The 14,553-nt window shown below is 53.7% G+C and carries 12 protein-coding genes; 7 read left to right on the top strand and 5 right to left on the bottom strand.

The genetic code is table 11. The features are described from left to right. Positions 1-22 precede the first annotated feature (22 nt). The 3 genes from mnmG to asnC all read right to left on the bottom strand — a co-directional run bounded on the left by mnmG (position 23) and on the right by asnC (position 3,312). Entirely contained in the window at positions 23-1,912 is a 1,890-nt protein-coding gene (gene mnmG, locus AWR26_RS25520; protein ID WP_064568909.1) for a tRNA uridine-5-carboxymethylaminomethyl(34) synthesis enzyme MnmG, read from the bottom strand. Between the two features lie 372 nt (positions 1,913-2,284). Then, positions 2,285-2,734 carry an FMN-binding protein MioC gene (mioC, locus tag AWR26_RS25515; RefSeq protein WP_043955983.1) on the bottom strand — a complete coding sequence of 150 codons (450 nt, stop codon included), beginning with the start codon at positions 2,732-2,734 and terminating at the stop codon, positions 2,285-2,287. A gap of 119 nt (positions 2,735-2,853) precedes the next feature. Beyond that, a complete protein-coding gene (gene asnC, locus AWR26_RS25510; protein ID WP_007369362.1) occupies positions 2,854-3,312 on the bottom strand; it encodes a transcriptional regulator AsnC in 459 nt (152 codons plus the stop codon). Between the two features lie 150 nt (positions 3,313-3,462). On the opposite strand from asnC, the gene asnA reads away from it, so the two are divergent. Further along, the gene (asnA, locus tag AWR26_RS25505) at positions 3,463-4,455 is read left to right on the top strand and encodes an aspartate--ammonia ligase (protein WP_064568908.1); all 993 of its coding nucleotides are present in this window, start codon (positions 3,463-3,465) and stop codon (positions 4,453-4,455) included. Here the strand turns inward: asnA and viaA are convergent. Together viaA and ravA are read right to left on the bottom strand one after the other, a co-directional pair. Further along, positions 4,452-5,903, bottom strand: coding sequence for an ATPase RavA stimulator ViaA (viaA, locus tag AWR26_RS25500; protein ID WP_064568907.1), 1,452 nt, complete (start codon positions 5,901-5,903; stop codon positions 4,452-4,454). The genes asnA and viaA overlap by 4 nt on opposite strands. After that, positions 5,897-7,393, bottom strand: a complete 1,497-nt coding sequence (ravA, locus tag AWR26_RS25495; protein ID WP_064568906.1) for an ATPase RavA — start codon at positions 7,391-7,393, stop codon at positions 5,897-5,899. The genes viaA and ravA overlap by 7 nt, the downstream gene beginning before the upstream one ends. 222 nt (positions 7,394-7,615) lie before the next feature. On the opposite strand from ravA, the gene kup reads away from it, so the two are divergent. From kup to rbsK, 6 genes are all read left to right on the top strand, one after another. Continuing rightward, positions 7,616-9,484, top strand: a complete 1,869-nt coding sequence (gene kup, locus AWR26_RS25490; protein WP_064568905.1) for a low affinity potassium transporter Kup — start codon at positions 7,616-7,618, stop codon at positions 9,482-9,484. Between the two features lie 203 nt (positions 9,485-9,687). Then, positions 9,688-10,107, top strand: coding sequence for a D-ribose pyranase (rbsD, locus tag AWR26_RS25485; protein WP_064568904.1), 420 nt, complete (start codon positions 9,688-9,690; stop codon positions 10,105-10,107). 7 nt (positions 10,108-10,114) lie between these two features. Then, complete coding sequence (gene rbsA, locus AWR26_RS25480; RefSeq protein WP_064568903.1) at positions 10,115-11,620, top strand: ribose ABC transporter ATP-binding protein RbsA; 1,506 nt, start codon at positions 10,115-10,117, stop codon at positions 11,618-11,620. A gap of 5 nt (positions 11,621-11,625) precedes the next feature. Beyond that, positions 11,626-12,591, top strand: coding sequence for a ribose ABC transporter permease (rbsC, locus tag AWR26_RS25475; protein WP_043955976.1), 966 nt, complete (start codon positions 11,626-11,628; stop codon positions 12,589-12,591). Positions 12,592-12,617: 26 nt separating this feature from the next. Beyond that, positions 12,618-13,508, top strand: coding sequence for a ribose ABC transporter substrate-binding protein RbsB (gene rbsB / locus AWR26_RS25470; RefSeq protein WP_064568902.1), 891 nt, complete (start codon positions 12,618-12,620; stop codon positions 13,506-13,508). Positions 13,509-13,620: 112 nt separating this feature from the next. Further along, entirely contained in the window at positions 13,621-14,550 is a 930-nt protein-coding gene (rbsK, locus tag AWR26_RS25465) for a ribokinase (RefSeq protein ID WP_064568901.1), read from the top strand. The last annotated feature ends 3 nt before the right edge of the window (positions 14,551-14,553 follow it).

Genomic DNA, 14,553 nt, shown 5'->3' with positions numbered 1-14,553 from the left:
CAAGCGCTGCCGGGCAATGTTGTTAAGCGCTGCGGCGAAGCATACCTTGTTTTTTCAGCCACACCAGCAAAATGGAAATTGCCGCAGGCGTGATGCCGGAAATACGCGATGCCTGACCGATCGAGGAAGGTTTGTGATCGTTAAGTTTGGCGATCACTTCGTTGGACAGACCATTCACCTGACGGTAATCCAGCGATGCCGGCAACAACGTGTTTTCATTGCGCTGTTGTTTTTCGATCTCATCCTGCTGGCGTGCAATGTAACCTTCGTATTTCACCTGGATTTCAACCTGTTCAGCTGCTTGCTGGTCATCAAGACCCGGCGCGAACGGTGTCAACTGTACCAGTTGTTCGTAAGTCATTTCCGGGCGACGCAGCAGATCTTCACCGCTGGCTTCACGCGATAATGGCGCAGTCAGATGCGCATTCACCGCCGGAGCATGTTCCGATGTCGGTGAAACCCACTGCGATTTCAGACGCTGGCGTTCACGTTCAATCGTTTCCAGCTTCTCGTTAAAGCGCGCCCAGCGTTCATTGTCCACCAGACCCAGCTCGCGACCAGCCTCGGTCAGACGCAGGTCAGCGTTATCTTCGCGCAGCATCAGACGATACTCCGCGCGGGAGGTGAACATGCGGTACGGCTCTTTGGTGCCGAGTGTGCAGAGATCGTCCACCAGCACACCGAGATAAGCCTGGTCACGACGCGGCGCCCAGCCCTCTTTTTCAGCAGAGAAGCGTCCGGCGTTCAGACCGGCCAATAACCCTTGCGCAGCAGCTTCTTCGTAACCGGTGGTACCGTTAATCTGTCCGGCAAAGAACAGGCCATGGATATATTTGCTTTCCAGCGTCGGCTTCAAATCACGCGGGTCAAAGAAATCGTACTCAATGGCATAGCCAGGGCGCACGATCTTCGCGTTTTCCATCCCCTGCATGGAACGAACAATTTGCATCTGCACATCAAACGGCAAGCTGGTGGAGATACCATTCGGATAAATTTCGTTGGAGGTCAGCCCTTCCGGTTCCAGGAAGATCTGATGTTGGTTGCGATCGGCAAAGCGCATCACTTTGTCTTCGATCGATGGGCAGTAACGCGGACCGATCCCTTCGATCACACCAGCGTACATCGGGCTACGATCGAGGTTATTACGGATCACGTCATGGGTTTTTTCATTGGTATGCGTGATATAGCATGGTACCTGACGCGGATGCTGCGCGGCGTTACCCATAAACGAGAATACCGGCATCGGGTTGTCCCCGTGCTGCTGCGCCAGAACGCTGAAGTCGATGGTACGGGCGTCAATACGCGGCGGCGTCCCGGTTTTCAGACGGCTGACGCGCAACGGCAGTTCACGCAGGCGGCGTGAGAGCGGAATAGACGGCGGATCGCCAGCGCGGCCACCACTGTAGTTATCAAGGCCGATGTGAATTTTACCGTCGAGGAATGTTCCGACCGTCAGCACCACGGCTTTGGCGCGGAATTTCAGCCCCATCTGGGTGACTGCGCCAACAACGCGATCGTTTTCCACGATCAGATCTTCAACCGCCTGCTGGAAGATCATCAGGTTCGGCTGGTTTTCCAGAGCGGTGCGTACCGCCTGACGGTAAAGCACGCGGTCTGCCTGCGCACGAGTGGCGCGCACCGCCGGGCCTTTGCTCGCGTTTAGTATCCTAAACTGAATTCCCGCCTGATCGATCGCTTTCGCCATCAGCCCGCCGAGCGCATCCACTTCTTTTACCAGGTGTCCTTTCCCAATACCGCCGATTGCCGGGTTGCAGCTCATCTGCCCCAGCGTGTCGATATTGTGTGTCAAAAGCAGAGTCTGTTGACCCATACGTGCTGCGGCCATCGCGGCCTCAGTACCTGCATGACCCCCGCCAATGATAATGACGTCAAAAGGATCCGGATAAAACATGGTGGTATGCCTCGCCTAAGCGGTTAGAAATTGGATTGAAGCCCGGGCCGTGGATTCTACTCAACTTTAGTCCAGTGAGAAAGATCCGGATCCCGGGTATTAAAAAGAAGATCTTTTATATAGAGAGATCTGTTCTATTGTGATCTCTTATTAGGATCGCGATGTCTTGTGGATAACCCGGATCATCGCTGTAAGATCAATTTATTAGAGAGGATCATTAGCTGTGAATGATCGGTGATCCTGAACAGTATAAGCTGGGATCAGAATGCCTGTTTATACACAGGCTGAAAACTACACAAGGGTTATTCATTGGATAACTACCGGTTAATAAGGCCTTTTGAGTATAGTTATCCACAACTGATCGCGCGATCTTTAATCGTTCTTGAGTAAATTTTTCCAGGATCCCAGCCATTCTTCCGCCGGATCCTCCGGAATATCGTGTTCAAGAATGTTGATCTTCAGTGTTTCACCGATCTGTTTCGCGCCATTTGCCTTCAATGCGGCTTCAATCTTCTCGATTGCCTGGCAGAAGGTGTCATATTCGCGGCTACCGATGCCGATCGCGCCAAAGCGCACCTGGGCGAGATCCGGCTTCTGTTCCTGTAGATCGTCTAAAAACGGTTGCAGGTTCTCAGGCAGATCGCCAGCCCCATGGGTGGAACTGATCACCAGCCAGATGCCCTGTGGCGAAAGATCCTCTAATAGCGGGCCGTGCAGCGTCTCGGTGCTATAACCGGCATCTTCCAGCTTTTCAGCCAGGTGTTCCGCCACATATTCCGCACCGCCGAGGGTGCTGCCGCTAATAAGAGTGATATCCGCCATGAAAACCCCGCTCCGTTTATTCGCCATCCGGCGACAAAGTGAGGCGTATTGTACGCTGTGAAAGGTCTGGGATCTACCTGTGGACAATATGGGTATTAAGGAAGGACGAAAACGCCCCGTTAAGGGCGGATCGTGCGCATGATAGGGTTTTGCAGGGAGATCAATGTTTCCGTGGACTGAATTTCATCAATTGTTTGGATCTTGTTGATAAGTACCTGTTGCAGGGCATCAATGGATCGACACATCACCTTTATAAAGATGCTGTAGTGGCCGGTGGTGTAATAGGCTTCGGTCACTTCTTCCAGACTTTCCAGTTTCGCCAGCGCTGAAGGGTAATCTTTCGCGCTCTTCAAAATGATGCCAATAAAGCAGCAGACATCGTAACCGAGCTGCTTCGGGCTGACATCGATACGCGCGCCAGTGATGATCCCGGCTTGCTTCATCTTTTCTACACGCACATGAATGGTGCCGGGGCTGACGCCAAATTGTTTGGCCAGTTCCGCATAAGCGGTGCGCGCATTGGCCATTAACGCGTCGAGGATGCCGCGGTCCAGATTATCGATCTGATAATTTTCCATATGATTTTCTTATGAGGAATAAAGATTCTTTCTATTTTATACGCTTATTTTAACGGTTTAAAACTGAAATGGCCTTTTTAATTGTGGATTGTTGAGTTGAGGCGGTGTTTTGTTGCTTAATTATCAGCAACAGAAGACAGGAGTAACATAATGAAAACCGCTTACATCGCCAAACAACGCCAAATCGCCTTCGTGAAATCTTTTTTTTCCCGCCAACTGGAAGAGAAACTAAACCTGATTGAAGTTCAGGCGCCGATCCTCAGCCGCGTCGGTGATGGCACGCAGGATAACCTGTCAGGGTGTGAAAAAGCGGTGCAGGTTAATGTGAAAACGCTGCCGGATGCCCGTTTTGAGGTGGTGCATTCACTGGCGAAATGGAAAAGACAGACGCTGGGCCAGCATGATTTCAGCGCCGGAGAAGGCTTGTACACCCATATGAAAGCTTTGCGTCCGGATGAAGACCGTCTTTCAGCTATTCACTCCGTTTATGTTGATCAGTGGGACTGGGAACGGGTGCTGGGCGATGGCGAACGCCATGTTTCAACGCTGAAATCCACCGTCGAAGCGATCTGGTCCGGGATCAAAGCGACTGAAGCCGCCGTTAGCGAAACTTTTGGGCTGGTACCATTTCTGCCGGAACAGATCCATTTTGTGCGCAGCGAAACGCTGCTTAGCCGCTTCCCGGAACTGGATGCCAAAGGGCGGGAAAAAGCGATTGTGAAAGAGCTGGGTGCGGTGTTCCTGATGGGGATTGGCGGCAAACTCAGCGACGGCAAGCGCCACGATGTGCGCGCACCGGATTATGATGACTGGAGCACGGCTGCTGAAACCGGCTTTAGCGGCCTGAACGGCGATATTCTGGTATGGAACCCGGTGCTGGAAGATGCGCTGGAACTCTCTTCGATGGGGATCCGCGTAGATGCGGAGGCATTGAAACGTCAGTTGCGGATCACCGGCGATGAAGATCGGTTGCAACTGGAGTGGCACCAGGCGCTGCTGCGCGGTGAGATGCCGCAAACCATCGGCGGGGGTATTGGTCAGTCGCGTCTGACGATGCTGCTGTTGCAGCTGCCGCATATCGGTCAGGTGCAGTGCGGTGTGTGGCCCGCCGCGGTTCGTGAGCAGGTTTCCGGCCTGCTCTAACGCCGCCAGCGTCGCAGCAGGCGGCTGCGCATCCCGGTATCAAAGCGCCATATATGATCGAAAATACGCATGATGCCGGGTTTACCATGTACCGACATTGCCACCGCGTGGAAGCGGTGCTGGTGAACGTTCTGCAACTCTTTCACTTTGCTGATGATATCGTCCGGCAGTCGCTGGGCGATAAAATCCGAGATCACCACGGCGTCGGCGTCAAACCATTCGCCGCCCTGCATCCGTTCAATGATCGCCCGAAAACAGCTTGCCAGATCGGTTCCGCCACGAAAGCGCTGGCTCAGAAAGCGGATCGCCTGCTCCAGCCCCTGCGCGCTGGTCAGTTCATAACGCACAACTTCGCTGGAAAACAGCATAATAAAGCAGCGCCGTTTGTCCGCCAGCGCCACGCGCATCAGCGCCAGGCAGAATGCTTTCGCGCACTGCTCATTAAACCCGCCCATTGAACCGGAAGTATCAACGCAGACGATAAACGGCCCGCGCGGTTGTTCATCAAAATCCTGATGAATTACCGGGCGTTCGGTAACCTTTTCCCGCCAGGCATCGCCGTGCAGACGGTAAGTGAGCAGTTGCTTTTCCACCAGCCGCCGGTAAAACTCATATTCCAGTTCCGTAATGCCGAGCGTTGCCAGCTCCGGCGGCAACAGGCGCAAAATATCATCGCTCTGATGCAAACCATCGACCTGTTCCGGTACGGTGGCCGGTTCACGCACCAGCATGCGGAACGTTTCCATCGGTGCATCTTTGCGCGGCACGGATTTCGCTTCCCGCGAGCGACCAAGCTGCTCCGCCAGTTGCTGCAGCTCCGGCTGCTCTTTCAGGAAATCGCCGTATTTGATGATCAGCTGGTAGTCGCCGCGTTTAAGCTGACCGGCGCTCATATCCCACAAGCGTCCGGCGGCGTTCTCATTTTCGACCAGCACTGGCTCCAGTTGCCCGCTCAACGTCATGCGCTCCTGCACCTCACTCAGCAACTGCTCGCGTTCCTCTTCCAGCAGTTGCTGATTAAAGGTGGTGGTTTGCACGACGAGGCTCAGACGCCAGCGCTGTAAAAAGAGGGTATGCAAAGCGGGTGTGAACTGCGGGTTATCCGTGACCATTTGCCGGGCCTGGGCGGCAAAAGGCGAATGCAGCTTTTCCAGTAATGCCAGGATCTGCGGTAACTGCACGATAAATTGCGATGTTGAGAGTAGCTGGCTTTGCTGGTAACTCAGCACTTCTTCCGCCAGTTCCGGCGGTACCGCGGTCTCTTTCAGATGCTTTTTTAGCACTTCGCGCCAACGGGGAATATCTTCCGTAATCGCATGTTTTAAGCGCGGGAATTTTTCAAAAAACAGTGCCAGTTGCGGAGAAGCCAGCAGCAGAACAATAAGCTCTTCCACCAGCGTCTCTTCGCTGATAGTGAGCATCAGGTTCAGTGTTTCCAGCGTTAGCATTGACGCGCCTGTTGGATCTGCGCGCGAACGTCCTGCAGGCTGGCTTCAATGCGACCCAACCAGTCGCCAGAGATGAACAGGCATTTTTGCTGCTCGCTAAAACGGCTGTGCTGCTGGTGCCAGGTGTTATCCAGCGCTTCCAGTTGTTGGGCGATCTCTTCCGGCACGTTTTCGGTAGTGGCGCCAGGCAGCGCAAGGCGCGATCCCTGCAAACTGACATCGCGGATCACCAGATGAAGGGAGGTATCAACCTCAAGATTTAAAGGCTGCGCAAAACCGATACCGTTAAGTTTGCCGCGGATTTCACCGCCTTTCGCCAGCCACTGCTCCAGCGCGTTGCGCTCAATGGTGATGTGAATCACCTGTAAATCGTGCAATTTTAGCGGCTGCTGTAACAGTAGCGTTAACAGCGGTTCGTTCAGACCTTCGGGCAAATCATAGTGCGGACGGCGGCTGAACATACCGCCCTGGCGGCTAACTTTCAGCGCGGTTTTGTCGCTTTGTTGCTGCTGAAGCTGCATATGGCGCTGATTGATACTGGTGAGCTGTGTCAGCATCGATTGTTGCTGCCACGCGTGCCCGGTCATCAAAATGTCCAGTTGCTGCTGCAGCAAACGCAGGCTTTCGGCATCGTGCCACAGACAATCTTTCAGCAGGATCAAATCAATGGGCGCAACCGCATCGCGCCCGCTGAAAAAGGCGCTGGCCTGTAATAGACGGATAGCTTTTTTCCAGCGGCGATCGGAAACATACGGCGCATTCGGTAAGGCATCGAGCTGCTGGCGCAGCGTATAGATCAACTCAAAGACCGGATCGGGCAGTTTGACCAGCCCAATCTCCAGTTGCCAACGCTGATATTCCTCGTCGGTGATTTGCAATTCGGCGGGCACCGGGTTTTCGTTCTCGTCCTGCTGGCTGACCAGCATGGAACGGAAATTCCCCTTCTCCTGCACTTTGTCGAGCCACAGGCGGATTAACATGCGATCATACAGCGCTTCGAGGCTGCTGTCGGTTTCCGGCAGTTCGTTCGAGGCGGCCACCAGCAAACGCATCGGGATCTTCTCTTCGCTCGCGCCGTTACGGAATCGACGTTCGTTAATGGCGGTGAGCAGGGTGTTGAGGATCGCCGGGCCGGCTTTCCAGATCTCATCCAGAAACACGATTTCTGCTTCCGGAAGATAACCGTCGGTTAAGCGCTCATAGCGCCCCTCATCTTTTAGCGCCTGAATGGAGAGCGGACCAAAAACCTCTTCCGGCGTGGAGAAGCGCGTCATCAGGTATTCAAAGGCGCGGGCATGTTTAAAGGCGAATTTCAGACGACGAGCGATCAGGCTTTTCGCAATGCCTGGAGGGCCAAGAAGAAATACGCTCTCGCCGCTCAGCGCGGCCAGCAGGCACAACCGGATAGCGTGGCTACGCTCAAAGAGTCCTTTTTCCAGCGTGCTGCTTAAGCGGGAAATTCTTTCTGCTAATAAATGTGAGTGAGCCATAATAGATTTGCGTCCTTTCGCCGTGATATCCGGCTTGCAAAAGCGAGTATAGACGTTTCCGAAAGGGCTTGTAATAGACTGAAGAACGGCTTTATTTTCATTGCGCCAGATTAATGTGGCCGCATTTAGGGGTACGATTTTGCAAATAATCGTGCATACTGTGCGCTTTTTGTGAGCCAAGGGACTAAGCACACATTTGTCATTCAAACAAAAGATTAGTCTATGAGCACTGATAATAAACAATCGTTACCCGCTGTCACTCTTGCGGCAATTGGGGTTGTCTACGGTGATATCGGCACCAGCCCACTTTATACACTTCGTGAATGTTTGTCTGGTCAGTTTGGCTTTGGCGTTGAGCGTGATGCCGTCTTCGGCTTTTTGTCACTGATCTTCTGGCTGCTGGTTTTTGTGGTCTCCATTAAGTATCTGACGTTCGTCATGCGCGCGGATAACGCCGGTGAAGGCGGTATTCTGACGCTGATGTCGCTGGCCGGTCGCAACACTTCGGCCAGAATGACTTCGGTGCTGGTGATCATGGGATTGATTGGCGGCAGCTTTTTCTATGGTGAGGTGGTTATTACCCCCGCGATCTCGGTGATGTCGGCGATAGAGGGGCTGGAGATTGTCGCGCCTTCGCTCGATAGCTGGATTGTGCCGCTGTCGATTATCGTGTTAACCCTGCTGTTTATGATTCAAAAGCACGGTACCGGATTGGTGGGGAAACTGTTTGCACCAATCATGCTGGCGTGGTTTTTGATTCTGGCCGTGCTGGGCGCGCGCGGTATTATCGAAAATCCCGAAGTATTGCAGGCGCTGAATCCGCTTTGGGCGGTGAATTTCTTCCTTGAATACAAGACTGTCTCTTTTGTTGCGCTTGGCGCCGTGGTGCTGTCGATCACCGGTGTCGAGGCGCTGTATGCGGATATGGGGCATTTCGGTAAGCTGCCGATCCGCGTGGCGTGGTTTATTGTGGTGCTGCCGTCGCTGGTGCTGAATTACTTTGGCCAAGGCGCATTGTTGTTGAAGACGCCGGAAGCGATTAAAAACCCCTTCTTCCTGCTGGCGCCTGAGTGGGCGCTGATCCCAATGTTGATTATCGCCACGCTGGCGACGGTCATTGCGTCGCAGGCGGTTATTTCGGGTGTCTTCTCGCTAACTCGTCAGGCGGTGCGTCTGGGCTATCTGGCGCCGATGCGTATTATCCATACCTCGGAGATGGAATCCGGGCAAATCTATATCCCGTTCATTAACTGGCTACTCTATTTTGCGGTAGTGCTGGTGATTGTCAGCTTTGAACACTCCAGCAATCTGGCGGCGGCTTACGGTATTGCCGTTACCGGGACGATGGTGCTGACCTCCATTCTTTCCACGACCGTGGCACGCAAAAACTGGCACTGGAATAAAGTGCTGGTGGGGCTGATTCTGATCTTCTTACTGAGTATCGATGTGCCGCTGTTCTCGGCGAACCTCGATAAAATCGTTTCCGGCGGCTGGTTACCGTTAACGCTCGGCATGGTGATGTTCCTGGTGATGACCACCTGGAAAAGTGAACGGTTCCGCCTGCTGCGCCGCATGCACGAACACGGCAACTCTCTGGAGGCGATGATTGCGTCGCTGGAGAAATCGCCGCCGGTTCGTGTGCCGGGTACGGCGGTGTATATGTCCCGTGCGCTGAATGTCATTCCGTTTGCCATGATGCATAACCTGAAGCACAACAAGGTGCTGCATGAACGCGTGATCCTGCTGACGCTGCGTACTGAAGATGCGCCTTACGTCCACAATGTGCGTCGGGTGCAGATTGAACAGTTATCGCCGACTTTCTGGCGCGTGGTGGCCAGTTACGGCTGGCGCGAAACGCCGAACGTTGAAGAGGTGTTCCATCGCTGCGGTCTGGAAGGGCTCAATTGCCGGATGATGGAAACTTCCTTCTTTATGTCGCATGAGTCGTTGATCCTCGGTAAACGACCATGGTATTTGCGGCTGCGCGGCAAGCTCTACCTGGTATTACAGCGCAACGCGCTGCGCGCACCGGACCAGTTTGAGATCCCACCAAACCGGGTTATCGAGTTGGGAACGCAGGTTGAAATTTAACGGTTTAAAACCCCTCTTTATGAGGGGTTTTTGTTATTTATGCCTGTGAATTTCATTTAAGATAATCAAGCTGATTTTTTCATCACATTCAGACGCGAAACGTTTCGATATCGATCACACTTCTACAACTGAGACATAGTTATAAGATTATTCTTTGTACTACACTGCGTTCAGCGAAACGTTTCGCTAGTGGAGCATAAAAAATGAAAAAAGGTCGTGTATTGAACGCTGACATTTCGTCAGTTATCTCTCGTCTTGGTCATACCGATACGCTGGTGGTATGTGATGCCGGGTTGCCGGTGCCGCGTAATACGCAACGCATTGATATGGCGCTAACGCAGGGCGTACCGTCCTTTATGCAGGTGCTGGATGTGGTGACCGCCGAAATGCAGGTTGAATCCGCTATCCTGGCGCTGGAAATCAAAGAACATAATCCGCAGCTCCACGAAACGTTGCTTAAGTCTCTTGAGCAACTGCAACAACACCAGGGAAACACCATAGAAGTGCGGTACGTTACGCACGAGCAGTTTAAAAAACACACCGCGGACAGTCATGCGGTGATTCGCAGCGGGGAGTGTTCCCCGTTTGCGAATATCATTCTCTGTGCTGGCGTCACTTTCTGAGGCCATCATGGACGCGTTACTGCAACTCAAGGGGATCGATAAAGCCTTCCCCGGCGTTAAAGCTCTTTCCGGCGCGGCGCTGAATGTCTATCCAGGCCGCGTAATGGCGCTGGTAGGTGAAAACGGCGCCGGTAAATCCACGATGATGAAAGTGCTGACGGGGATTTATACCCGCGACGCCGGTTCGCTGCTGTGGCTGGGAAAAGAGACCACCTTTAACGGCCCAAAATCATCGCAGGAAGCCGGTATCGGCATCATCCACCAGGAACTGAATCTGATCCCGCAGCTCACCATCGCTGAGAATATTTTTCTCGGACGTGAGTTCGTCAATCGCTTCGGCAAAATCGACTGGAAAAAGATGTTTGCTGAAGCCGACAAGCTGCTGGCCAAACTGAATCTGCGCTTTAAGAGCGATCGGCTGGTCGGGGAACTCTCCATCGGCGATCAGCAAATGGTCGAAATCGCCAAAGTGATGAGCTACGAATCGCAAGTCATCATTATGGATGAACCCACCGATGCCCTGACGGACACCGAAACCGAATCGCTGTTCCGCGTGATCCGCGAGCTGAAATCGCAGGGGCGCGGCATTGTCTATATCTCCCATCGTCTGAAAGAGATCTTCGAGATTTGCGATGACGTGACGGTTTTCCGTGACGGGCAGTTTATCGCCGAGCGTGAAGTGGCGACGCTCACCGAAGATACGCTGATCGAAATGATGGTTGGGCGCAAGCTGGAAGATCAATACCCGCGGCTGGATCAAGCGCCGGGCGAAGTGCGTCTTACCGTCGATAATCTGTGTGGCCCCGGCGTGGAAAACGTCAGTTTCACCCTGCGCAAAGGCGAGATCCTTGGCGTCGCCGGGTTGATGGGCGCTGGCCGCACCGAACTGATGAAAGTGCTGTATGGCGCACTGCCGCGCACCAACGGTTATGTGACACTCGACGGTCATGAAGTGATCACCCGCTCTCCGCAGGACGGGCTGGCGAACGGCATCGTCTATATTTCAGAAGACCGTAAGCGTGACGGCTTAGTGCTCGGCATGTCGGTGAAAGAGAATATGTCGCTGACGGCGCTGCGTTACTTCAGCCGCGCGGGTGGTTCGCTGAAGCATAAAGATGAACAGCAGGCGGTGAATGATTTTATCCGTCTGTTCAATGTGAAAACGCCATCAATGGAGCAGGCAATTGGTTTGCTCTCCGGTGGTAATCAGCAAAAAGTGGCGATTGCCCGTGGTTTGATGACGCGGCCAAAAGTGCTGATCCTCGACGAACCGACGCGCGGCGTCGATGTGGGGGCGAAAAAAGAGATTTATCAGCTTATTAACCAGTTCAAGGCTGACGGGCTGAGCATCATCCTGGTCTCCTCTGAAATGCCGGAAGTGCTGGGAATGAGCGATCGCATTATGGTGATGCATGAAGGGCATCTCGGCGGTGAATTCACGCGCGAGCAGGCCACTCAGGAAGTGTTGATGGCTGCCGCTGTGGGCAAGCTTAATCGTGTGAATCAGGAGTAAAAAAGATGACTACCCAGGCTGTTTCTGGTCGCCGTTATTTCAGCAAAGCATGGCTAATGGAACAAAAATCGTTAATTGCTTTGCTGGTGTTGATTGCGATTGTTTCGACCATGAGTCCGAACTTTTTTACCGTCAATAACCTGCTGAACATCCTGCAACAAACCTCGGTAAACGCCATTATGGCGGTGGGGATGACGCTGGTTATCCTGACTTCGGGTATTGATCTGTCCGTCGGTTCCCTGCTGGCGCTCACCGGCGCGGTTGCGGCATCGATGATTGGCGTGGAAGTGAATGCGCTGGTGGCCGTTGCTGGTGCGTTGGCGCTCGGGGCGGCGATCGGTGCCGTTACCGGGGTGATTGTCGCGAAAGGCCGCGTGCAGGCGTTTATCGCGACTCTGGTAATGATGTTGCTGCTGCGCGGTGTAACGCTGGTTTACACCAATGGCAGCCCAATCAATACCGGATTTACCGCTAACGCAGATATTTTTGGCTGGTTTGGTATTGGTCGCCCGCTCGGGATCCCGACGCCAGTGTGGTTGATGGCTGTGGTCTTTATCGCCGCCTGGTATTTATTGCATCAAACTCGCCTGGGCCGCTATATCTATGCTCTGGGCGGTAACGAAGCGGCGACGCGCTTGTCCGGCATCTCCGTCGATAAAGTGAAAATTATCGTCTACTCGCTGTGCGGCCTGCTGGCTTCACTGGCGGGCATTATTGAAGTGGCGCGTCTCTCTTCTGCTCAGCCTACTGCGGGGGCCGGTTATGAACTGGATGCTATTGCTGCGGTGGTATTGGGCGGAACCAGTCTGGCTGGCGGTAAAGGTCGCATTGTTGGGACGTTGATCGGCGCATTGATTCTGGGCTTCCTCAATAATGGATTGAATTTGTTGAGCGTTTCCTCCTATTACCAGATGATCGTTAAAGCAGTGGTGATTCTGCTCGCGGTGCTGGTAGACAACAAAAAGCAGTAATTACCTACACAACAGGACTCGTGAATATGAACATGAAAAAACTGGCCACTCTGGTTTCTGCTGTTGCACTGAGCGCCACCATTAGCGCAAACGCGATGGCGAAAGACTCTATTGCTCTGGTGATTTCCACGCTGAACAACCCGTTCTTCGTCTCTCTGAAGGATGGAGCACAGAAAGAGGCGAATAAACTGGGGTATGACCTGGTTGTCCTGGATTCGCAGAACAACCCGGCCAAAGAGCTGGCCAACGTGCAGGATCTGACCGTTCGCGGTACCAAACTGCTGCTGATTAACCCGACAGACTCCGATGCTGTTGGTAACGCGATCAAAATGGCTAACCAGGCAAAAATCCCGGTAATTACCCTTGACCGCGTAGCAACCAGCGGTGAAGTGGTCAGCCACATTGCCTCTGATAACGTGCTCGGCGGCAAAATTGCTGGCGACTACATCGCTAAAAAAGTGGGTGAAGGTGCGAAAGTTATCGAACTGGCGGGTATCGCCGGGACTTCTGCTGCACGTGAACGTGGTGAAGGTTTCCAGCAGGCCGTTGCCGCTCATAAATTTAACGTGCTGGCCAGCCAGCCGGCAGACTTCGACCGTACTAAGGGCCTGAACGTCATGCAGAACCTGCTGACGGCTCACCCGGATGTTCAGGCAGTCTTTGCCCAGAACGATGAAATGGCGCTGGGCGCGCTGCGTGCACTGCAAACTGCCGGTAAAACCGACGTGATGGTGGTGGGCTTTGACGGTACGCCAGACGGTATTAAAGCCGTAAATGACGGCAAACTGGCAGCAACGATTGCTCAGTTGCCGGAGCAGATTGGCGCGAAAGGTGTTGATACCGCAGACAAAGTGCTGAAAGGCGAAAAAGTCTACGCGAAAAACCCGGTTGACCTGAAACTGGTCATCAAGCAGTAATAAGCAGTTCAGTCGGTGGGCTTGAACCTGCCGGCTGGGGACAACGTAAAAATAAAGAAAAGCATGGCACGCGCCACCGGGAACGGTGGCGCACTTTATGGACTAGCTCATCATGAAAACCGCAGGCAAACTCGTCGTCCTTGGTAGTATCAATGCCGATCACATTCTTAACCTTGAATCTTTTCCGACGCCGGGCGAAACCGTCACCGGCAGCCAGTATCAGGTGGCTTTCGGTGGTAAAGGCGCAAACCAGGCGGTTGCTGCCGGGCGTAGCGGCGCCGATATCGCTTTTATCGCTTGTACGGGCGATGACGACACGGGCGCTCGCGTTCGTAAGCAGCTGGAAAGCGATCATATTGATGTGGCGCCAGTCAGCGTTGTTGCGGGTGAATCCACCGGCGTGGCGCTGATTTTTGTTAATGGCGAAGGTGAGAATGTCATCGGTATTCATGCGGGAGCGAATGCGGCGCTTTCGATTGAACGCGTAGAAGCGCAGCACGCGCTGATTGCGAACGCATCGGCGTTGCTGATGCAACTGGAGTCGCCGGTAGAAAGCGTGCTGGCTGCCGCGCGCATCGCGCAGCAGAATCATACGACCGTAGCGCTTAACCCGGCTCCGGCGCGGGAACTCTCCGATGAACTGCTGGCGCTGGTGGACATCATCACGCCAAATGAAACCGAAGCGGAAAAACTGACCGGTATTCGCGTTGACAGCGATGAAGACGCCGCGCGCGCCGCGCAGGCGCTGCATGCCAAAGGTATCAAGACGGTAATTATTACCCTTGGCAGCCGTGGCGTATGGGCAAGTGTTAATGGTGAAGGTAAACGCGTTCCCGGCTTTAAAGTCAAAGCCATTGATACCATTGCCGCTGGCGATACCTTTAACGGCGCGCTGTTGACGGCATTGCTGGAAGAGAAAACGCTGGATGAAGCGATCCGTTTTGCTCATGCAGCAGCGGCGATTGCTGTCACGCGTAAAGGCGCGCAACCTTCTGTTCCGTGGCGCAAAGAGATTGATGATTTTCTCTCTCAGCAGGGGTGAAAC

Source organism: Kosakonia oryzae (assembly GCF_001658025.2).
In the GTDB taxonomy this organism is placed as follows: domain Bacteria; phylum Pseudomonadota; class Gammaproteobacteria; order Enterobacterales; family Enterobacteriaceae; genus Kosakonia; species Kosakonia oryzae.
The sequence above is the reverse complement of the archived record's forward strand: the minus strand, read 5'-3'. Positions and strand labels throughout refer to the sequence as shown.